Source organism: Bacillus sp. J33 (assembly GCF_000518885.1).
GTDB lineage: Bacteria > Bacillota > Bacilli > Bacillales > Cytobacillaceae > Cytobacillus.
In genome coordinates, this window is the sequence record NZ_JAEL01000044.1 from 1 (window position 1) to 21,222 (window position 21,222).

At 37.6% G+C, this 21,222-nt stretch carries 22 protein-coding genes and 1 pseudogene; 12 read left to right on the forward strand and 11 right to left on the reverse strand.

Going from position 1 to position 21,222, the window contains the following annotated elements; genetic code table 11:
* Nucleotides 1-304: 304 nt before the first annotated feature.
* Nucleotides 305-1,675 (forward strand): aldehyde dehydrogenase, encoded by a 1,371-nt coding sequence (locus L634_RS0113745; RefSeq protein WP_026582950.1) that lies wholly within the window; start codon nucleotides 305-307, stop codon nucleotides 1,673-1,675.
* A gap of 28 nt (nucleotides 1,676-1,703) precedes the next feature.
* Here L634_RS0113745 and L634_RS33420 read toward each other — a convergent pair whose 3' ends face one another.
* The 3 genes from L634_RS33420 to L634_RS0113760 all read right to left on the reverse strand — a co-directional run bounded on the left by L634_RS33420 (nucleotide 1,704) and on the right by L634_RS0113760 (nucleotide 2,877).
* The gene (locus L634_RS33420; protein ID WP_157452402.1) at nucleotides 1,704-1,847 is read right to left on the reverse strand and encodes a hypothetical protein; all 144 of its coding nucleotides are present in this window, start codon (nucleotides 1,845-1,847) and stop codon (nucleotides 1,704-1,706) included.
* 105 nt (nucleotides 1,848-1,952) lie between these two features.
* Nucleotides 1,953-2,132 (reverse strand): type II toxin-antitoxin system SpoIISB family antitoxin, encoded by a 180-nt coding sequence (locus L634_RS31130; RefSeq protein WP_034262688.1) that lies wholly within the window; start codon nucleotides 2,130-2,132, stop codon nucleotides 1,953-1,955.
* Entirely contained in the window at nucleotides 2,113-2,877 is a 765-nt protein-coding gene (locus L634_RS0113760) for a type II toxin-antitoxin system SpoIISA family toxin (protein WP_026582951.1), read from the reverse strand. Before L634_RS0113760 ends, L634_RS31130 begins: the two co-directional genes overlap by 20 nt.
* A 125-nt stretch (nucleotides 2,878-3,002) precedes the next feature.
* Here L634_RS0113760 and L634_RS33425 point away from each other — a divergent pair, with 125 nt between their 5' ends.
* Together L634_RS33425 and L634_RS0113770 are read left to right on the forward strand one after the other, a co-directional pair.
* Nucleotides 3,003-3,167, forward strand: a complete 165-nt coding sequence (locus L634_RS33425; protein ID WP_157452403.1) for a hypothetical protein — start codon at nucleotides 3,003-3,005, stop codon at nucleotides 3,165-3,167.
* A gap of 125 nt (nucleotides 3,168-3,292) precedes the next feature.
* Complete coding sequence (locus tag L634_RS0113770; protein ID WP_026582952.1) at nucleotides 3,293-4,096, forward strand: PHP domain-containing protein; 804 nt, start codon at nucleotides 3,293-3,295, stop codon at nucleotides 4,094-4,096.
* Nucleotides 4,097-4,761: 665 nt separating this feature from the next.
* Here the strand turns inward: L634_RS0113770 and L634_RS31135 are convergent.
* Together L634_RS31135 and L634_RS31140 are read right to left on the reverse strand one after the other, a co-directional pair.
* Nucleotides 4,762-5,166: a hypothetical protein gene (locus tag L634_RS31135; protein WP_051428332.1), complete on the reverse strand. Its 405-nt coding sequence runs from the start codon at nucleotides 5,164-5,166 to the stop codon at nucleotides 4,762-4,764.
* Between the two features lie 107 nt (nucleotides 5,167-5,273).
* Nucleotides 5,274-6,488, reverse strand: coding sequence for a S8 family peptidase (locus tag L634_RS31140; RefSeq protein ID WP_051428333.1), 1,215 nt, complete (start codon nucleotides 6,486-6,488; stop codon nucleotides 5,274-5,276).
* Between the two features lie 327 nt (nucleotides 6,489-6,815).
* Here L634_RS31140 and L634_RS0113785 point away from each other — a divergent pair, with 327 nt between their 5' ends.
* Nucleotides 6,816-7,520 carry a CsxC family protein gene (locus tag L634_RS0113785; RefSeq protein WP_026582953.1) on the forward strand — a complete coding sequence of 235 codons (705 nt, stop codon included), beginning with the start codon at nucleotides 6,816-6,818 and terminating at the stop codon, nucleotides 7,518-7,520.
* A gap of 36 nt (nucleotides 7,521-7,556) precedes the next feature.
* On the opposite strand, the gene L634_RS0113790 is transcribed toward L634_RS0113785, so the two are convergent.
* Both L634_RS0113790 and L634_RS0113795 read right to left on the reverse strand, forming a co-directional pair.
* The gene (locus L634_RS0113790; RefSeq protein WP_026582954.1) at nucleotides 7,557-9,419 is read right to left on the reverse strand and encodes a hypothetical protein; all 1,863 of its coding nucleotides are present in this window, start codon (nucleotides 9,417-9,419) and stop codon (nucleotides 7,557-7,559) included.
* 80 nt (nucleotides 9,420-9,499) lie between these two features.
* The gene (locus L634_RS0113795; RefSeq protein WP_051428334.1) at nucleotides 9,500-10,282 is read right to left on the reverse strand and encodes a CsxC family protein; all 783 of its coding nucleotides are present in this window, start codon (nucleotides 10,280-10,282) and stop codon (nucleotides 9,500-9,502) included.
* A 275-nt stretch (nucleotides 10,283-10,557) separates the two neighbouring features.
* Between L634_RS0113795 and L634_RS34310 the strand changes: the two genes are divergently transcribed.
* The 3 genes from L634_RS34310 (at nucleotide 10,558) to L634_RS34320 (ending at nucleotide 11,831) form a co-directional block, all read left to right on the forward strand.
* On the forward strand, nucleotides 10,558-11,148 hold the full coding sequence (locus tag L634_RS34310) for a hypothetical protein (protein WP_232233764.1): 591 nt from the start codon (nucleotides 10,558-10,560) through the stop codon (nucleotides 11,146-11,148).
* A gap of 23 nt (nucleotides 11,149-11,171) precedes the next feature.
* The gene (locus L634_RS34315) at nucleotides 11,172-11,564 is read left to right on the forward strand and encodes a hypothetical protein (protein ID WP_232233765.1); all 393 of its coding nucleotides are present in this window, start codon (nucleotides 11,172-11,174) and stop codon (nucleotides 11,562-11,564) included.
* 129 nt (nucleotides 11,565-11,693) lie between these two features.
* The gene (locus L634_RS34320; protein WP_232233766.1) at nucleotides 11,694-11,831 is read left to right on the forward strand and encodes a hypothetical protein; all 138 of its coding nucleotides are present in this window, start codon (nucleotides 11,694-11,696) and stop codon (nucleotides 11,829-11,831) included.
* Nucleotides 11,832-12,124: 293 nt separating this feature from the next.
* Here L634_RS34320 and L634_RS34930 read toward each other — a convergent pair.
* The 4 genes and pseudogenes from L634_RS34930 to L634_RS0113825 form a co-directional block, all read right to left on the reverse strand.
* Nucleotides 12,125-12,615: pseudogene (locus L634_RS34930) on the reverse strand (CotY/CotZ family spore coat protein).
* 82 nt (nucleotides 12,616-12,697) lie between these two features.
* Complete coding sequence (gene sat / locus L634_RS0113815; protein WP_026582956.1) at nucleotides 12,698-13,852, reverse strand: sulfate adenylyltransferase; 1,155 nt, start codon at nucleotides 13,850-13,852, stop codon at nucleotides 12,698-12,700.
* 17 nt (nucleotides 13,853-13,869) lie between these two features.
* A complete protein-coding gene (gene cysC / locus L634_RS0113820) occupies nucleotides 13,870-14,478 on the reverse strand; it encodes an adenylyl-sulfate kinase (RefSeq protein ID WP_026582957.1) in 609 nt (202 codons plus the stop codon).
* Between the two features lie 25 nt (nucleotides 14,479-14,503).
* On the reverse strand, nucleotides 14,504-16,270 hold the full coding sequence (locus L634_RS0113825) for an SLC13 family permease (RefSeq protein ID WP_026582958.1): 1,767 nt from the start codon (nucleotides 16,268-16,270) through the stop codon (nucleotides 14,504-14,506).
* Nucleotides 16,271-16,568: 298 nt separating this feature from the next.
* On the opposite strand from L634_RS0113825, the gene wecB reads away from it, so the two are divergent.
* Genes wecB through L634_RS0113850 form a run of 5 tightly spaced genes read left to right on the forward strand, consistent with a single transcriptional unit; the run spans nucleotide 16,569 to nucleotide 21,203 of the window.
* Complete coding sequence (gene wecB, locus L634_RS0113830; RefSeq protein ID WP_026582959.1) at nucleotides 16,569-17,651, forward strand: non-hydrolyzing UDP-N-acetylglucosamine 2-epimerase; 1,083 nt, start codon at nucleotides 16,569-16,571, stop codon at nucleotides 17,649-17,651.
* Between the two features lies 1 nt (nucleotide 17,652).
* The gene (locus tag L634_RS0113835) at nucleotides 17,653-18,639 is read left to right on the forward strand and encodes a polysaccharide biosynthesis protein (RefSeq protein WP_026582960.1); all 987 of its coding nucleotides are present in this window, start codon (nucleotides 17,653-17,655) and stop codon (nucleotides 18,637-18,639) included.
* Complete coding sequence (locus tag L634_RS0113840) at nucleotides 18,639-19,466, forward strand: dTDP-4-dehydrorhamnose reductase family protein (RefSeq protein WP_026582961.1); 828 nt, start codon at nucleotides 18,639-18,641, stop codon at nucleotides 19,464-19,466. Before L634_RS0113835 ends, L634_RS0113840 begins: the two co-directional genes overlap by 1 nt.
* Nucleotides 19,463-20,374 carry an NAD-dependent epimerase/dehydratase family protein gene (locus L634_RS0113845; RefSeq protein WP_026582962.1) on the forward strand — a complete coding sequence of 304 codons (912 nt, stop codon included), beginning with the start codon at nucleotides 19,463-19,465 and terminating at the stop codon, nucleotides 20,372-20,374. Before L634_RS0113840 ends, L634_RS0113845 begins: the two co-directional genes overlap by 4 nt.
* Nucleotides 20,375-20,417: 43 nt before the next feature.
* Nucleotides 20,418-21,203: a sulfotransferase family 2 domain-containing protein gene (locus L634_RS0113850; protein ID WP_026582963.1), complete on the forward strand. Its 786-nt coding sequence runs from the start codon at nucleotides 20,418-20,420 to the stop codon at nucleotides 21,201-21,203.
* Nucleotides 21,204-21,222 lie beyond the last annotated feature (19 nt).

The window sequence follows — 21,222 nt, forward strand, 5'->3', positions numbered from 1 at the left end:
CACTTCCCTCACTTCCCGCAGGACATTGAATAAGCTTCCCTGACCTGGCACCGCACGAAGGAAATGCGGTAGCATTTTCGAGGATCAAGTGCCCTCCGCTACAATCAACTCGGTAGGTTAAATTAAGTTTGCAGTTCAAAGCAACAAACTTTACGAAAACAGCCTAACTAAAAAACAAATTATAAAGTTTGCAAACAACTCCTTCAAACTAGCAAATAAATTTTTAAAACATACCTATTTATGTATTTCCGGCACTCAAGGTGATAATATAATCTTAATACTTACCTGAGTCTGGAGGCCTTACATGGAAAACTACGCAGATTTAATCCAAAAGCAGAAAAGTTTCTTCTCTCAAGGAAAAACAAAGGATGTTTCTTTCCGGATGGAGGCACTCGGCAAGCTTCGCACGGTCATTAAGCAGCATGAGCAGGAATTAATGGATGCACTAAAAGCTGATCTCAATAAAAGCGAGTTCGATGCCTATTTAACAGAGATTGGAATTCTTTTGGAAGAGATTCGTTTTACAATGAAACACCTCAAGAAATGGGCAAAACCAAGAAAGGTTAAATCGACGATTGCTCAAGTCGGTTCGAAAAGCTTCATTTACCCCGAACCCTATGGAATTGCGCTTATTATTGCGCCATGGAACTATCCGTTTCAGCTTGCAATAGCACCGCTGATTGGCGCTATTGCAGCAGGAAACTGCGCCATCTTGAAGCCTTCCGAATTGACGCCGCAAACTTCTGCCCTGCTGTCAAAAATAATCAGCGAAAACTTTCCGGAAGAGTATATTTGTGTGATCGAAGGGGGAGTTGAAACAAGCACCGCACTTCTAAATGAAAAGGTGGATTATATTTTCTTCACAGGCAGTGTGCCTGTCGGAAAAATAATCATGGAGGCCGCTTCGAAGAATCTGACACCTGTTACGCTGGAACTGGGCGGGAAAAGCCCGTGCATCGTCCATAAAGATGCCAACCTGAAGCTTGCTGCAAAAAGAATTGCATGGGGAAAATACATCAATGCCGGACAAACATGTGTAGCGCCTGACTATATTTATGCGCATAACAGCATTAAGGAAGAATTCCTAAAGGAAGTAAAACAAGCGATACAAGAACTTTATGGCGGGGATCCCATTGCTGCCGGCAATTTTACTAGAATTGTAAGCGAGAGGCACTTTAACCGACTCACCAGGTTTCTAAGTAACGGAACCACAGTTCACGGCGGTCGCCATGATCTCAGCTCGCTCATTATTGAACCAACCGTTCTAAATAATGTTACATGGAAAGATGAAGTGATGGAAGACGAAATCTTTGGACCAATCCTGCCAGTCCTTGAGTATGAGGACCTGTCCAACATGATTGCCGAGGTAATCAAACGTCCTAAACCGCTAGCGCTGTATATTTTTTCAGAAAGCGAAGCCGTACAAAACCAAATTCTCAGCAGCATTTCCTTCGGTGGCGGCTGCATAAATGATACAGTCTACCATCTCAGCTCACCTTATCTGCCATTCGGCGGGGTAGGGGAAAGCGGTATTGGCGCATACCATGGAAAGGGAAGCTTTGATGTGTTCTCACATGAAAAAAGCATTCTGAAGCAAACAACCAAATTTGATTTGCCTTTCCGATATCCAACAACGAAAGACGCCTTAAAGAAAGTGAAGATGTTTATAAAATAAAGCCATCTTGCCAAATGGCGGTAATTTCTTATGCATTATTTTTCGGCAGCTTTTTCCCTTTGTGCAAATCCCCAATGGCAGCTTCTGTTTTCTTGGATAGATTTTTCGTATAAGGGGAAATAGAGAAGGTGGGGAAGTCTATATTTTTAACTTTCTTCGTCAGCTTTTTCATTTGAATCAGCCCTTTTTATAGGATGTGTTTCTTTATTATATGTCCCTGCAAAGTGAACATGAATGAAGGCGCGGAAGAAAAATCCTTCCACGCCATATAGTATGCTTATGCTTCATGTTTTGTATAAACGCTTATCAATCTTTTATTCTCATTTATGATCCGTTCAGTATGCGGGCTGACTTCAAAACAAGGGAGGCTGATTCGTGACTTTTTTCTGATAACTTTCATGGAGCTTTTTGTGCGTATAGGGGCTTTGTCGTTTTTATTATCCGCTGGATCCTTCATGGTCTTCGTCCTCCTGTTCAGCTGGGAGCATTAGATCGTATATTGAAATAAGTGAAGTGAATAGCAAGTAGTCGAATTCGGTGACAAAATCATCGGAGGTCAATTTAATAACATAATAATCTTCAAGTATGGAAAAAGGAATCAAAGCCAATTTTTCATCGGCATCATAATACACTTCCTTGCGGTCAAGGCGGCTGTAAATTAAAGCTTTATCAGGGTAGTGTTCAAGCAGATGCTCTTTTTCTTCCTGAGTTGTGTATCTGCATAAAGCAGCTTTCATATCCACTTTTTCAGCATAATCCGCCAAAAGCTTTTCGATGCCGGCAATATAGGCTTCCTTATCTCCATAATAAATGTCGATGGGTTCATTTTTCAATAGATACTGGAAAGACTTCAGCTTATTCATGTGCGAGTTTAAAAGATCGTTGTTTTCTTCAAGCAGTTCTCTTGTATCGGTGGCAAGTTCATTATTTCCGACTCTTTTTAAATAGGAGCCCAGGAAAACAAACGCGTCAACTAAAGCAAAGATAATCGCGACAATCAGGTAATTCAGCCAATCGGTGAAAATGGAAGCCGGCTCTTTGGTCCAATAAATAACTGCTCCAAGTAGATAGATGATATACCAGGTTTTCCGGATTGCAAAAATTCTTTCCTTAACTCTCTTTTCCCATCTCCATACAGAAAAAACATAAAACCCGAGACAAGCGACGATCATCCAAACTGCAATCTTAAAAAATAGGAGCAAAAGAATCGCCTCGTCCATCCATAAATTTAAATAAGGTTAGAAAATTTGCAAAATTTGCCTTATAGTTACATTATAACAGAGATTATGTCAATGAATTGAAAATAAAATTGGGCTGGAGGAAAAACATGAGAAAATACCTATTCATATTGATATCAGCCTTGATTATTCTTTCAGTGATCAATCACAGAAGCATCGATAAAGCAGTGGAATTATGTGAGGAGGGCAAGGGGATGCCGAGCGTTGAAAAAGATGCTTTTGCTTTTAATTGGAGTGTAGGCTGTGAAAAATAATTTACACACTAAATGGATGGCATTTGTATAGGTTTATTGGTCAGCAATTTATAAAATTCCTTCATATTATATATGAAGAGGTTTTCTAAATAGCCTTTTTAAAATGAAAGATAAAGGAGAAAAAAATGGATCTTGAGACTGTTATTCAAAATGGCCGTTTTGACCTGCACCTTCATACCACTGCATCTGACGGGAGTTTTACGCCTGCTGAAGTAGTTGAAATGGCATCAGCGAAAGGAATTAACACACTGGCCATTACTGACCATGATACAACAAAGGGTATTAAGGAAGCGGTGGATACAGGAAAGAAGCTTGGTGTAAACGTTATTCCGGGAATCGAGTTAAGCACAAAGTATAAAGGGAAGAATATTGATATTTTGGGATACGGTATAAGCAGCGAATCTAAGAATCTATTAGGAACTTTAAAGAAAATGCGGGATCACCGTGAAAACCGTGCTCAAATCATTGTAAAGAAATTCTGCGAATTAGGGATATCCATTACAGAGGAAGATGTCCAAAAGCACAGTAAAGGTGAGGTTATTGCCCGCCCTCATATAGCAAAAGCAGTTGTGGAAAAAGGATATGCGAAAAATGTACAAGAAGTATTCGACCTTTATTTAGGTGATGGAAAACCGTGTGCCGTGGATAAAATGGTTCTTTCACCAGAAGATGGAATACGAATAATACATCAAGCAGGTGGATTGGCTGTACTGGCTCATCCTATTCTTATAAAAGATGACGGGATGATAGGAGAACTCATGCAGCTGGATTTTGACGGAATCGAAGTATGGCATAGGAAACATAGCCAAGAAGATTCAAAGCATTACAAAAAATTGGCAGAAAAATATAATAAAAACATAACTGGCGGATCCGACTTTCATAATGAAGAGCATTCTATTGGTGAGTTTGGCTTCGATTTGTACAAATGAGCTGCTTAGATTAACCCCTGCCATATAGACTAAGAAAAACAGATACTAAGCTTAGGGCCTTTACCCGGTATTCATTCGGGAGAAGGCCATCTTAATTATCCCAGATTCTCTTATTGAAGAGAACGGTTGTATACATTCATTTAGGCTCTGTTAAATTTGCCAGTTGATTTCTGCTCTAGGCGCTCAGCGAACAGCGGACGGTCCGATGCTTCTCAGCGCATTCGCGCCTGTTGGGTCTCCCTTTGAGTCGCATCTCCCGCATGACTTTGAATAAGCTTCCCCGAATGCACACCGCACGAAGAAAATGCGGATGCATTTTCGTGGAATTAGCGCCTCAGCTCCAATCAACAGGGTCCCAAAATCAACATTATAATATTTAACACAGCTTTCATTTAAATTGAAAATTTCCAATACTAAAAAAAGTCCCTTTTAATAAGGAACTTTAATTATAATTTAATTGGTCTTAATAATTCTTTTCAGGATTCCTTAAAATACAATTTTATATTATTTATTATTTTTCGATTTGATAAGAATTTTACCAGGAGACCAACTAACTTAAAGTACATAAATTGAAGTGGACTAATATTCTTTGAGGCTTAGTATTTACTGGGCAGAATATAATTAATAGATTGATTTGTTAAGCTTGTTGGTTTAAGGAGGAAACACTATAAGGGGTAGGAAGCTCCTGAAAATATTATAGGGCCAACGATTGTTGCATCAGAGAGCATGCCTTCCAATTCTGCAGTGAGTGCATAGCCATGAGATCCTAAAGGTGCATTATTGTCAACAATATTGAAAGAAACATTTTGTACTTCATTAGCGGCTAATAATAATTGTTGTCTTATAGTAGCTACGACCACAGAATTATCACGAATTACTTGAAAAACGACAACCGGATTTAACAACAAAGGTCTAACCCCCACAGTTGCGTTTAAAAAGACCCTATTTGCACCGCTTGGTGTTGAAAGTCCAAATGCAGCTAGTCTGGTGGGAAATTCGCTTATATCTATAGTTATGGGAGTGTTGCCATTGGATGGCACACTAGAACCTACTGAAAATAATTCAGCCAATTCGTATTCACCTCCTTTAAATAAAAGGCTCTGATAAACTTGCCTTCTGATTTCCGTTCGAAAAGCCCGCTTTTTAGAGCGCGGGCCAGATGGTGGTTTTATTTCTGCTAGAGAGTATTATAATGCCTGTTCATATTAAATAGGGTTGTTAAAATGGAGTAACCTGCGAAGTCTGGAGCGAAGTAGCGGCTTGCTTCAATTAAACGTACTTTTACTAAATCGGGCGTATAAGGCGGTGATGCTTGAAGTAGTAGTGCCACGATTCCAGAGGCAACGCCAGTAGCCATAGATGTTCCAGTTAAAGTTAAATAATGGGCTCCTACCCTGTTTTGAGGGAGTTGATTGGCCAAAGTTGAATTAGGTGACATTAACGAAGTGATATTTGTTCCTGGAACAGCGATATCAGGCTTTATGAATCCATCAATTGTTGGCTTGCTGCTTGTATAGTTACCGGGTATGTCGTCCTGTATCGGAATAGTATTTCTATCATTTGCCGCACCTATAGTCAGAATAATAGGATCAAATCCTGGAGTATCTATCGTTCCTTGGGGCCCTGAGTTTCCTGCAGCGGCCACTACTACTATTCCTGATTTCCATGCTTTCTCACATGCCTGAGCGAGAGGATCATTTACATATGATGTAGAAGGGGTGGCACCAAGTGATAAGTTGATTACACGGATGCCATAAGTTGACCGGTTTGCCATCGACCAATTAATCCCTGCAACCACATTAGATAAACTTCCGTTTCCTTGGCTATCTAGAACCTTTACTCCGACAATGTTGGCTTCAGGTGCAACTCCGCTGTATTGTTTACTTGAGGCTGCGCCATTTCCGGCTATTGCTCCAGCAACATGTGTGCCATGTCCATTATCATCATATGGGACAGTTTGTCCATTAACAAAATCTCTAAACCCAATAATTCGATTGCTGGGGGATGTTAAATCGTAATGCCGGTAAACGCCGGTATCAATCACGGAAACTGTAATCCCTCTCCCTCTCAGCCCATAAGAATTATTTGCTATATTTGCACCAATTGCAGCTGTTGCTGTATTTAGATTTATTCTGACTGAATAATCATGGTGGATATGTTTGACATCCGAATGGTTTTTCAGCTGACGTAAAGTATCTGCACAAAAACTTCCAGTTATTTGTTTTATTTCCTTTAAATGGTGTTCAGGCCGATCTGCTTTTTGCAATGTGCATAACTGGGATACATCTACTGTCATACAGTCATCATTAAGAACTATGACTACATCTAAATTTTCTTTAATATCTTTTTGATTAAGAAAATTAGAAATAACATAATCTATTTTTTGATCCATTTAAAAGCCACCTTTCCATTTGAGGTATACCATATTCTATTCACGAACAAAACCAATGGTATAGTTAGTTGACAGGGGACATTGATGGATTATTAATATATGAATTTAATATATTTATTAGTCAGTTCATTGAGTAAGAAATGTTAATTTATATTATCTGTGAAATTAGGCAAATGCGTTTTTTTCATAAATATCCATTAATTAGATTAATGACGGATGTTACTTGTCCACTCCTTAATGAATCTATTTACATATAAAGTATTAAGTCAAATGAAACAAACCTCCCTTGTCTGATTTTGACTAAAAAAAATTCAAGGAGTGAATTGTATGAAAAAGAATCATTCTTATGGCTGCAGAAAAGGCAATGACAAGTGTCCGCCAGTACCGGCAAGTGATGTTGCAAAATCTCATACCCATTTTTGTGATGTAGGTGCAGCAGCAAACCAAGGGGATGTCGAGCAAAACATTATTTTAGGTGATGTTCCGATCCAGACTTTGACAGAAGCAGATATCTATCTTCCGTCTAATGCTACCGATATTAAACAAATCCGAAAGAACGTTTATCTAACTCAATGTAAAGCAGTACCGGTTATTCCGGAAGGCTTCCCTGAAGTAGCACCAACTTCTGTAAAATTATTTGTTGAAGGCTATATTCATAAAAACATTCAGTATGTAGAGGATGGAGAAGGCTGCGTAAAAGATTATAGTGTAAATGTTCCTTTCAAATGCTACTCATTAGTGGACGACCTGCCGGCTATTGATTGGCAATTTAGCACAAAGAGCAACCAAGTTAATGAAATCAGAGAGCTTGCCAAAGATGGCTTTGGTGCAGATCGCTGCAGCTTTGGTTCATTTACTTTTGAATTCTTCAATCAGCCAATCAAGTGTAAACTCCTTAATGCTACAGTAACACAAATGGATCTTCTAAGTGACTTTGACAAATACGGCAGATTTGAAAAGCTTACTGAAAAAGTTGAAGTAAATCTGCTAGTTAGATTAACACAGAGACAATTGGTAGCAGTAAACGGTTAATACAAAAATGGAAAGGGTATCGTTTTGATACCCTTTCTATAATTTCATATACTGTTCCTGAAAAAAATCTACACATAATAAAGCACTGCCCTGGATTTCCAAGGTTTTATCTAGTTCCATACTCACATGCCAGGTAATCTTCATACTCTTTAGGCAGCAAGTGATCTCTTCGTAGAAATTTTGTGAAAATTCATAATGTATCTCATGGTCTGTTTCTTTCCGAAAAATATATTCCTTCTTTATGTTCGGGCTTGGCAGCATAGGAAGTGAAAGCCAGCTTAGTTCAATTGTTTTCTCTATGGGTATAGGTAATCTTATTGCATGCATCGATTTATCATCTGCATACTGAATTTTTGCTATAAGCATTCCTTTAATAAAAGCCATATTCGAAGGAACATTCGTCATGCAGTGTAATGATTCTACACTCCATTCAACATCAGTCGTACAATGAATGCCCGTTAGCTTCGGCAAGGAATCACATATAATAAATTCAAGCTCTTTTCTGGCAACTAATATTGGAAGCTTCACAATAGGACCTTTTTGGTTTTTGATTTGGCAATTGCCTAAGAAAGAGGAATTGTGAATTTCATCTTCCATTGACTCAGAACCAGCACAATGGCCTGGCGTTTCCTCCAGCTTTTCTGTTAGTTCCTCTCGAAAATCTGATTCAATCCCTAACGAGCAAGTTTCTTTCTTTGGGAGCTTTTCAGTGTCCACCTCATTCTTCCTATTGAGCAGATAATCGTTATTGTTTAATTCTGACTCACTTCTTGCGTTATTCGCCTTAAGCATAGAAGAAAAGGTCTCAAGCAATGAAGATACCTTTTCATATCGTTCACTTTCGAAGTCATTTTTTGATTCGGAGCCAATGGATGCCTTGTCGGAAAAATGCGTCTTCCTTAGCAGGACCTGCAGATCATGAATGTATGATGACGATTCCTCCATCAATTCTAAAAATTTTTCCTGAAGTGAATTGTTATCTCGTAAAGGTTCATCAAGTATAAAATAAGCTTTTCTCAGGAGGGCAGAAAATTCTCCTTCGAACGATGAGGACTCTTTTAGTTCATTCTCATCAAGCTGTTTAGTAATTTTTTCTGTTTCTGCCGAGGATTCTTCATCAGTAGATTCGAAAAAATTCATTTCATTACCTGAAGCCCATAACTCGTCTTTTACTTCCATCCATTTCTCTTTTTCTTGAAAAGGGGAAGATTCATTATGGTTATATGAGGATTCTGCCAGTAATAAAAAAGCTTGATCTTGACATGTGGAGCCAAGATCCATTTCACACGAGTCAGACTCTTCCAGCCAAGTGAGAAACTCTTCTTCTAAGGTTATTTCCTCCTCAATTTTTGAATCAGGATATTTACTAAACGGGGATTCACAACAACGATTCTCACTGTATTCCATATCCCTCCATAAAGTTTCCTCAATAAGTAGAGTTTTATTTGATTGGAAAACTTCTCCGTCTCTCATTTTTATTTCTTTATTTTGAGGCGGTTTCACTGGTAAGGAAGGGGACCACCTTAGCATAGGGGAAAAGGGTGTCAGCAATTTTATTAAACTGTCTGGAATTTTTGCCTTTCGATCGCTCTTCTCAGTTTCATAAACCTTAGCTAAAGATTTTTTTTCGCTTTTATTTTCCCGCCTTTCTCGCAATCGGTTAATTTGCCTGTCTGCTACTTTCGGCGGCGGTAAAATGAAAGGAACTGAATCCTTTTTTTGAGATTTGGCAAGGTCTTTTTTTAATACTTTAAGCCCTTCATCCACCAATTTCTCAGCCGAATAAACTGGTCTGCTTGCCGATTTTTCTGCTGCTAAAGAATAGAATAATGGCTGTTGCTTCCGCGGCTTTTCATGGTCTGTATGATATATTTCATTAACATTTCTTATATTTGTCATATCCCAAGAAAGGTGCTGCTAAATAGCACTCTCTCCAATCCCCTCCTTACCTGCAAATTTATTGTTTATTTGACTGGAAATTACTCACAATGATGAAAGCAATCATCATTATCATTCGTAGTGGAAGATACACGGATCTGTTGTTTTTGCAGAACTTTTAATGTTAAATCCAAGACCATTTTCTCTTCAACCCTTGTAAATAGGGTTTCACCCAAAGGTGCATGTTTAGGAAGAGGCTGCTTGTCGATTGCTTCATCCCATTCAACAATTCTGCTTGAGATTAGTTCGCAATAAGGCAGCTCGTTGTAATGCTGAATACTTTCTTGATGATATTGGGAATTATCTTTTAATTGAAGTTCTTGAGTATCAGAATGCTTCTGGTGCACAGGCTTCGATACGAAAAAATCAAATTCTGTCCTGTCCGTCATTTCTGGCATAGTCGGTAATGTTAAAAATTGCTTAATTTCTTCTACGGATTGAAAAGGTATATCAACCGTATAGGAATGTAAATCTGAGGCCACGCTTTTTTCACTGTGCATCTCTATATCAGGGCAAGGACTTGCATACTGAATATTTTTTCGGACAAATCCTTTTATGAATAGTTTATTTGTAGGTAAAAGAAGTCTGCATTGTGTGAGCTTTACCGTTTTTTTAATATCCTTAATTTCTAGTACAGGCTCGGGAAACTTAATTATTGCATCTATATTAATCTGTGCGGTAAGTTCAGCAAGAACCACAGGTACTTTGGCAATTATTTTTCCAATGCTGATATGAGGAAAGTGTTCATGGCAGTTTTGACATTCACATTGATAGGTAACAGCTTTAGATTCACTCAAACAATTATCTTTATGTGTTTCAGACATAAAAGGGCCTCCTGAAGTCAAGATATAGCATCCTATGCGTATAAAATGACTATGTATGGGCTTTTGCCCTATAAATGGGTGCTTTCTATAGGCGTTGTAAATAACGTTTAAACCCGCATGGAAAAACAGGAGTATATTCCGAAAAAATAGTATAGTTAAAATTTTGTTATAAAGTACGGGCACATCTGGACTCCAATCGTGCATAAGATTCAAAAGGAGGAGTGAGTGAAAAAGTGGAGAGACAAAATTTTTTTGGCGATATCTGGTAAAAAGCCTTGGCTTTTGATAATGGAATGTTATCCGAATATCAGATTCCAAACGCGATAGCTCTTTTTAACGAAGAATATTATGAGAAACCATACGATGATGAAGATGTTATCTTTGAGGAAAACCTAATCGTAGAAATAAAAAGCATCTCTGTCAAAAATAAAAGAGAAATCTTTTACATTGGAAAAGGAGCTGCTAGGCAAAAAGATGTTAACTTAACTGCTTATAATAACCAAAAAGCAGATGAGGACCCTACGTATCTTTTACTCTTTGGGTTGGCAGCTTATCATGCAGCCCTTAGAAATACTGATGAACAGAGTGTAAATTATTATGTTGACCAGTTGGCAATTTCTTTGCCTACCACTCAATATAAAGAGCGGAAAAAGATACTCAAAGAACGTTTAATAGGTACCCATACAGTCATCTTTCACAAAGTCCCAGGATTCCCAGACCCAAAAGAATTTGAAGTCAAGCTTCACATCCAAGATGTAATCATTGGGGCAGAGGGGGCCTGTGCATATTTGGGTTTGACCAGAGATTTAGAAACGTTGGGAATAAAAATGAAGATCTGGTCAAAAAGTCGCATAAAGGAATCATAATTGGTGATCTCGGCGGTGACTCGGTGAACTTTGTTGGTATAAAAAATAACAAGCCAGTTGCATCAATTGAAGGTGAACCTTTTGGAATCAATAAGTTTCTTGACAATATTATTCAAAAGGTGGGCAAAAATGAACTATATCGTTTTGATTCCCGTACAGAGCTTGAGGAAAAATTGGCAGCAGGCCAATCGGAATGGTATGTTGAACCGTTCGCCGGCATCAGAAAAGATATCAGTAAGTATATTAATCCCCAGCTAAAATCTATGGCAATAATATACTTGGAACATTTTGATCGGATACGCAGCGGGTCTAATGAAATTAAAGGAGCTGCACGGTATATTGCAGTAGGGCAAATTAGCCCAGAAACATATTCAAGAGGCAGCAGTCGAATGGTTAGAAAGAGGCCGACCTATTGAATTAATGTTCCCCGAGGATATGGAAAAGCTAAATGTTAAAGGTTTGATGGTACTGGCAAAAATGAATCAGTTAAAAAAAGAAAAAGGAAATAGCCATGCCGTTTCCGCTAAAGGTTAGGGATGAAGCTTATGTCCAAAACGTACACGGATTATCTGAATAAAACAGCCATTACGACCTCTGAAACATTCATTGATGTTAAAACAGGCAGCAATATTTTCTTTACTCAAAAAGTTAGGAAACAAATTGAATATCATACAAATAATTAAACATTGAATCATTTTGTACTGTCGGCCATCCATAATTATTTACATCCAAACATAGAAATTATAGGAGTCGAAAAAATCCTGGCAGAAATCTCAGAGCTGAAAAAACTAATGAAGTCAGATTCCATACCTGCCTACACTATAAGAAAGCAAGGGCTTTCAGAAACAACTCAAAAAAAGGCGGAGTGGATCTAAAAGAAGTAGCAGATGTCCTTGAAGCATTTTGGGGATAAACATAAAAGGTGCACCTTTTATAAGGTACACCTTATTTGTTTTGGGCAACATTGTCTAAGAAATTATAACCGTACAGCAGGCAAACAAGTGACTCCACAGAAGCAAGCAAGATCTACATTAATGCAAATTCCTGTTTGAATTAAATCATCGACATTTTCAGAATCAATTTGACTGCATGGAGAACAAAAATCTGTTAAAGCATTTTTAAATTGAACCTTTCTTGATTTGTTCTGCTTAAAAGTCAATAATTCAAGAATAGCACATTTCCCATCAAATTTTTTTATCCTAAAAATAAAAGAACTAATACAAGCAAATTTTTTTCCTTTGTATGATGGGTGAATGTTTTAACCCCTGTTGCTTTAAATGGCTCGCAGCCGCCAAAATAAAGAATAAATGGAATTGTATTTTTTTTAGGCTTTTTTGACCTACCCAAAAGTTCATCAATAGAATCTTTGCAGGAGGATTTGTATCCTTCTTCTTTTTTTATCGTTACACATTTAGCATACGGCTTCTTCTGCTGTTTTGAATGAGGATACTGCCTAAAATTTCCAATATAATAAACTTCTCAAAAAGACACCGTCTAATAGCGGCGCCTAAGTGGGTATAATTAGGCAAAGGGTGAGTTTGTTTCAAGGCTAAAGCCCATCTTCACTCCGATTCCTATAGTCCTCTATCAAAGTATCAGCTACCTCCGGCCGGCTAAATTGGGGCGGAAGTTGTATACCATTTTGAAGTAGTTCTCTAACTTTAGTTCCAGATAGGTGTATATGATTTTCAATACTATGGGGACATGTCTTTTTCGAAACCATCGCAAGACATTTTTTACAGTAAAAACAATGTTCAAAAGGAAGTATGATAATGCCTATTTCATCAAGAGTGAATTGCTCAAATATTTTCTGTGCATCATATGTGCCATAGTAATTCCCCACACCTGCATGATCTCTGCCGACAATAAAGTGGGTACAGCCGTAATTTTTTCTTACAATCGCATGGAAAATAGCTTCTCGGGGCCCTGCATATCTCATTGAAGCCGGAAAAACGGATAAGTGAACGTAATCCTCAGGGTAATAGTTTTTTAATAAAATTTCGTAACTCTTCATTCTAGTCAATGCAGGTATATCATCCGCTTTGGTTTTACCGACCAAAGGATGGAGAAAAAGCCCGTCCACAATTTCCATAGCTGTTTTTTGAATATGTTCATGAGCTCTGTGAACGGGATTCCTTGTCTGGAAACCTACAACAGTAGTCCAGCCTCTATTCTTAAAAATTTCTCTTGTTTGAAATGGAGACAAATAATATTGAGAGAAATGCGGGTCACGCGGAGGTTTTTTTACAAGTATTATAGGTCCGGCAATATAAGTTCCGGGGCGCTCAAACAATATTTTTACCCCCGGATGTTTCTTGTCAGTGGTTTGATACACTTTATAAGCTTCTTTTTCCTTATCGGGTGTATAAATCTCCTTTAATATCAAATACCCGTATGTTTCATTTTTATAATTAAGTTTGACTTTTTCCCCAATTGAAAGTCGATTTGCTTCATCATTTGTAACCGGCAGTGTAATAGGAATGCTCCAAACCGTTCCATTTGTAAGCCTCATATTTTCAAGAACAGAATTATAATCATCTTTGCCAAGGAACCCGGTAAGCGGACTATAGGCACCATTCGCAATCAGCTCCAAATCCGATAATGCAGCTTCATCCATTTCTACTTCCTTTTCAATTTTAGAAATGTCATATGTCAGGTTCACTCTAATTTTTAACTTTCCCCCGTGTGGAATGCTTTTTATCAATGCTTCTCACTCCTTTATTAACCTCTTAATTTGTATTTATTAAAAAGGTATGATGAAATGGTCTTAACACACTCACTTATTGTCATGGTATCTGTATTTATTATGATTTCCGGGTTTTCAGGTTCCTCATATGGCTGATCAATCCCTGTGAACTGTTGTATTTCTCCATTTCTCGCCTTTTTGTATAAACCCTTTGGATCTCTTTTCTCACATTCTTTAAGCGGGCATTCTACATAAATTTCTATAAAATCCCCTGGTTCGAATAATTCTCTTGCCATCCCTCGGTCCATTTCAGATGGGGATATAAGGGAAGCAAGGACCACGAGGCCAGCATCAACAAAAAGCCTGCCTATCTCAGCAGTTCTTCTAATATTTTCTTTCCGGTCATTAGGATGGAAGGTCAAATTTTTATTAATGCCATACCGGAGATTATCTCCATCAAGCAAATATACAAGTATATCTTCCGCAAATAATTTTCGCTGTAAAGCATTGGCTATCGTTGATTTACCAGAACCAGATAGGCCCGTAAACCAAAGGATGCAGCTTTTATGGCCATATTTTTTATTCCTGTCATTTTTTTGAATAGATAGGGGATGCCATTTAATATCTTTGTCAGAACTATTCATCGAACATTCTCCTTTCGGGCTGTTATTACAGCCATTTTAACCAAGCCATAAATATGGCTGTGGACATGCATATAAGGCTTAAAGGCAGACCAGCCTTGAAATAATCTTTGAATTTATAGCCACCGGGGCCATATACAAGCATGTTAGTCTGATATCCAATTGGTGTCAGGAAACTGCATGAAGCTGCTATCGCTGTTAACATAGCAAACATCAAAGGCTCTAACTTTAACGCTTCAGATATTGCAAATCCAATAGGAAACATTAATGCAGCGGTGGCAAGATTATTCAGGATTTCGGTTAGAACCATTGTAATTAGATAAAACAGAATGAGTATGCCAATGATTCCTAAACTATTCTGGAAACCAATCAGCAGACTTGAGATATTGGAGGCAAGTCCTGTTGCGCCAACTGCCTTTCCGATTCCAAGCGAGCTTCCCATTAGAATAATGATCCTCCAATTAATCGATTTAATTGCATCTGTTATATTTATTGTTCCAGTTATGATTAAAAAGATGGAGGCCATTAAAGTCAGCTTAAAAATGGGAATAGCCTGAAAGATTGACAGTACAATAATGCCTAAAAGGATAAAAAGCATAAAAGACTTTTCCCTTCGGCTTCTTTTTTCTGAACTGGCAGAGGGAGTGATAAAGTAAAAATCGCCTGAATCTCCCCAAGTTTTTTCAAATCCGGTTTTGGCAAGCAAAACAAGTGTGTCACCCTCCAAAACACGTATATTTCCAAAACCAGATGAAATTAACTGTCCCTTTCTTTTAATGGCTACGATAACTGCATGATATTTTGACCGGAAATGAATATCCTTGATTTTCATGTTAATCAATGGGGAAGCAAGGGGAATTCCCACCTCAAAAAGTTCTGAACCTGGTCTGTCAAGCTTGGAAAGTGTCTCCTCTGTACAATTTTTAAACCCTAAATAATGCTTTTCATTAATAACACCATCCGGATTTCCCGAGAAAACCAGGATATCACCACTTTGTAAAATTTCTTCTTTAGAAACTGGAGAAATGACTGCTTGACCTCTTTTTATTTCAATAAGATATAACTGCTTTAAGTTTCTCAGCATTGCTTCAGTAACTGTTTTGCCGATAAGCGGTGATTTTTTTTTAACTTCATAGCAGTGAATATATAAATGACGCTCTTGCTGGAACAGCTGGATGTTATGCTGTCTATCCGGCAGGATACGGGGACTCGCCAAAGCCAAATAAATGATTCCAATGAATGCAATTGGAATCCCAAAATATGCAAAATCAAAAAGACGGAAACCTTCCAGACCTTTTTCAAAAATGAGACCTTGTACAATTAAATTGGTTGAGGTTCCGATAAGGGTGATAGTACCGCCTAAAATGGCTGCAAAAGATAACGGGATCAGCACTTTCGAAGGCTTGATATTATTGGATATGGCCCATTTTTGCAGGGAGGGTAACAGAATAGTAACAAGGGGCGTATTGTTGATAAAAGCCGATAATACGCTAGTGGGCAGCATGATCCTGAATAAAGTTTTGGATAATGACCGGCTTCCGTCCAATAACTTTTCAACAATCTCATGAAGTATGCCAGATTTGGCTACGGCAGCACCCAGGATGAAAAGATGGGCTACTGTATGGACACCGGGATTGGCAAAACCCGATAATGCTTCCTCAACCGATAAAATACCAGTAAGAATGAGGGTGGACATAGCCAGGAAAACTGTAATCTCTGCCGGAAACCATTCTTTGATCAAGAATGTGAACATAACCATTAATACGATGCATAAACTGATGGCCTGCATGGACATTCGTATCGCTCCTTGTAATCAGCATAGGTCATAATAATGTATGTTTGGACATTGCTCCCTGTCCATAATATCCGCCTTGAATTACAGTAAAAATTTGGCCTAATTTGCCGGAGATTTTCTAAAAAACTTATTAAAAAACAGAACAAGTGTGTTTGTTCTGTTTTTTTGTTGTTTGGACCATCATCCCTTTTTAAGTTCCTATTTGAATAAAATAATAGACTTGCCTATAGCATTTTTCCTATACAAGCATAAATTAGTAATTAGATTAACCAAGAAAAAAAGACTGGGAGTTGCGTTTATGAAGGTATTGACAATTTTAGGTACAAGACCGGAAATAATCAGGCTAAGCCTTATCATTAAGAAATTAGATATGTTTGCTGAGGAGCACGTACTGGTTCATACCGGACAAAACTTTACCGAAACCTTGAGTGATGTGTTTTTTAGGGAGATGAAGATAAGAAAGCCGGATTATATTCTTTTTAACCAGCAGCATACGTTTGGGGAACAATTATCAGTCATTTATAAAGGGCTTGAAGGCATTCTCTTAAAAGAAAAGCCTGATAAAGTTCTTGTTTTAGGTGATACCAACAGTGGATTAAGTGCCATTCTGGCCGAAAGGATGGGCATTCCTGTCATCCATATGGAGGCTGGAAATAGATGCTTTGATTTAGAAGTTCCGGAAGAAAAAAACCGTAAAATAATTGATGCAATTTCGAGCATCAATTTGCCTTACACTCCACAGAGCAAAGAAAATCTACTGAATGAAGGGATAGATCGAAACCGAATTATTGTTTCAGGTAACCCCATTCACGAAGTTCTTATGCATTACAATGAGGAAATTGCAAAGAGCACCATTCTTGAAAAATTGGAACTCAGGAAAGGTGATTATTTCTTAGTGACAGCACATCGTGCAGAAAATGTGGACCATGAAAATAGGCTAGCAGAAATTTTGGCGGGAATTAACATGGTTGCTGAGACTTACCAAAAACGAGTTATATGCAGTATACATCCCCGTACGAAATCTCGTATAGATAAGACGAACAATATAATAATGCACCCAAATGTTGAATTCCATGAGCCGTTCGGTTTTTTTGATTTTATAAAGCTTGAAAAAAATGCAAGATGTGTCCTAACAGATAGCGGAACTGTACAGGAAGAATGCTGCATATTTCATATTCCTGCCGTTACAATTCGAAAAACAACAGAAAGACCTGAAACAGTCGAATGCGGCAGTAATGTTGTTTCAGGCATAAATGCCAAACGCATCGCAGAATGTGTACATGCCATGATGAAAATGCCTACCAATTGGGATCTACCCGAAGGATATCAGCACATAAATGTCTCTGATAAAGTAATTAAGATTATATTAGGAGGAATGTGAATTGTTTAAGAATAAAACGATTTTGGTTACAGGAGGCACCGGTTCATGGGGATATGAACTCGTCAGGCAACTTCTTGACTTTCATCCGAAAGAAATTAGGATTTTTTCAAGGAATGAATCAAATCAATTTACAATGAAGCAAGAATTTGATAATAATCCAAAATTGAATTTCATTATAGGAGATATTAAAGAGAAGAAGGAACTAATTGAGGCATGCAGGGGTATAGACTATGTATTCCACTTGGCGGCATTAAAACATGTTCCAGTATGTGAAGACCAGCCGCTTGAAGCTTTAAAAACAAATGTAAACGGAACCCAGAATGTAATAGAGGCGGCTATATTCTCTAACGTGGAACGGGTTGTTTACATTTCAACAGATAAGGCATCTAACCCTTCAAATTTCTATGGTCTTTCTAAAGCGATGGGTGAAAGACTTATCATTCATGCCAACACATTAGCTACCAATACAAAATTTGTCTGTATCCGTGGAGGAAATGTACTTGGAACAAACGGAAGCGTAATTCACGTGTTTAAAAAAAATATTCAGGATAAAGGAAAAATTGGTATCACTGATATTAATATGACTCGTTTCTTCTTAACACTTGAAGAGGCAATAAAGCTTGTGTTCAAGGCGACGCGTGAAAGTGTAGGCGGTGAAATATTTGTTATGAAAATGCCTGCATGCAAAATTATAGACCTTGCCCACGTGCTTATAGAAGATTCAGGAAAAGAAAATGTTGAGATTGAAATACTTGGAGTCAGACCTGGAGAGAAAATTCATGAACTGCTTTTGTCGGAATATGAAAGCAAAACAACAATTGCCTATGATGATGAATACTTTGTCATACTGCCCCCTATTCATATTGAGGGGTTGAAAGAGGCCTATGCTAACTATAAACCAGCGAATCTCTATAATTATAATTCTAGCAAAGAGCTAATGAGCAAGGATGAAATTAGAGAGATCCTAAAGAAAGGCAGGTTTATATAGTGAAGATTCTTATTCTTGGAGGAAAAGGTATGGCAGGTCATATGTTGGTATCCTATTTCAGGAAAAACCCAGAATATAAAGTCTATTTTACTTCAAGAAACCCTCATGATAAGGACGCAGTTTTTTTAGATGTAACCAGCTCTACGAAAGTTGAGGAATTAATAGAAGAAATAAAGCCTGAAATAATTATTAACTGCATTGGGATCCTAAATGAATTTGCCAGCCGAAACCCTAAGTTAGCTTTCCAAGTTAATAGCTTATTACCCCACCAATTGGCAAAACTCGCAGAGCGCCATCAGGGAAAACTTATTCATATCAGTACAGATTGTGTATTTTCCGGAAGTAAAGGAAGTTACACAGAAGAAGATTTACCAGATGGCACTACCATATATTCACAATCAAAACAGCTTGGCGAAATAATTGACGATAGAAATTTAACCATTCGCACTTCTATCATCGGTCCTGAGGTTAAAGAGCACGGTATAGGTTTGTTTTTATGGTTTATGAAGCAAGAAGGAAAAATAAAAGGTTATAAAAGGGCATTTTGGAACGGTGTAACTACTCTAGAATTAGCCAAGGCTGTAGAGGCTTTGATAAAGAAAGGTGTTACTGGACTGTACCATCTTGGAGCAGAACAAAAAATTTCCAAATATGAACTTCTTAAATTGATTCAAAAAATTTTTGGGAAGCATGATGTTGAGATTGTTTCTGATTCAGAAGTGGTCATTGACAGGACTATTAGAAGTACAAGAACAGATTTTGTCTTTTCAGTACCTTCATATGAAGAAATGCTGCTAGAACTAAAAGATTGGATAGATGAGTCTTGAACATAAAGCCCAAAATGCTAATTACTGGAGGCAGTGGATTTACGGGAATGCATGCATGCAGATATTTTCATAATGCAGGGTTCGAAGTAACTGCAGTATCAAGGAAGAATTCCTGCAGCAAAGATGTTGATTGGTATACAGAGCAATGTGATCTCCTCGAGAGGAAGGACGTTAATAGGCTGTTAAGAAAACTGTGCCCTGACTATGTTCTCCATTTGGCTGCACAGAACCATGTAGGAAAATCCTGGGCGGATCCTGTGTTGTCTGTGGAATCAAATGTACTAGGTACTTTATATCTTTTAGAAGCACTGAGGCAAATAAATCCAGCATGTAAAATTATAGTATTGGGTTCTGCCCTTCAGTTTAATCCTAATAATATCTCTGAGCTGCCCCACCCATATAGTCTGAGCAAATCATTGCAGGTATTGGTTGCACAGGCCTGGGAAACATTATTCGGCATGAATATTGTGATAGCTAAACCATCCAATTTAATCGGACCTGGATATTCAAATGGCGTATGTTCAGTTTTTGCCCAAAAAATAGTGGAGATGGAAAGAAAAATAGGCAATAACGTATTGGAAGTAAGTAATTTAAATGCACGGCGGGATTTCCTAGATGTACGTGATGCGGTCAGAGGATACCACTTCCTATTTAATTATGCAAATGCAGGAGAAATATATGAAATAGCGACTGGCAATACGCTTTCCCTTGAGGAAGTAATAAATAAATTCAAATTATATTCGAATGCAGAGTTCACTATATCTTCCAAAGAAGTATGTGAGGAAGACATAGTCAGAGGATGCCCTGATAAAATCATAAAATTAGGATGGCAGCCTCTTATTTCCTATGATGAATCCCTCTCATGCATATTAAACTTTTATCGAAAATTAAATGAAGATTATATATAGTAAACCTTCATTTTATATAAATCTGGAATAATGGAGTGAAATAATGGATAAAAGGAAATTATTAGAAAATATGATTGTATATAGAGTCCCAAATTACAATGTTGATTTTCCAATTATTTTATTTTGGAGCCAAAAAAGCGGATGTACAACACTCTTAAAATGGTTTTTCTTTCAATTAGGTTTACTGGATGAGGCCCAAAAATACAACCCATGGATACATTATTATGAGGAAGAGGTTTATAAAAGCAGCCAAACCTACAAACAGGAAGTAATCGATTGTATTTTGACAGAGAAAAAAGAAACGATGAAGCTTGTCCGCAATCCGTATAAAAGAGCGGTAAGCCAATTTTTAATCCTTGCCTCTACAAAAGGTATGCCTTACTGGGAAAAGGAATGGGAGAAAATCAGGGAATTTTTCTATAATGATAAGAATAGCAAAAGAGGGATCACCTTTAAGCAATTCCTAATTTATATAAGAGATTATCCGGGTGTAATTGATGATCATTTTAAGCCTCAATATATGGACGGAGAGGAACTATTTGTGAAGAATTACATTTACCTTGAATCCTTTACATCTGAGATAAGTGCTATTGAAAGAAAATACAAATTGAAAAAATCCAATCTTTCGAAATTGACCTATTCTTCTCACCATCTGAAAAAATCCATGATTCTAGATGGCAAGTTTTCTAACCTGGAGATAACTAATGAAACCTTCTCAGAGAATAGAAAGCTTCCCACATATGATAGTTTTTATAACAATGAAACAACCAATTTGGTGAATAGTATATTTAAAAACGACTTTATGGTTTATGAGTATAAGATGCAATAATTGCGAAGGGAGTTGATTG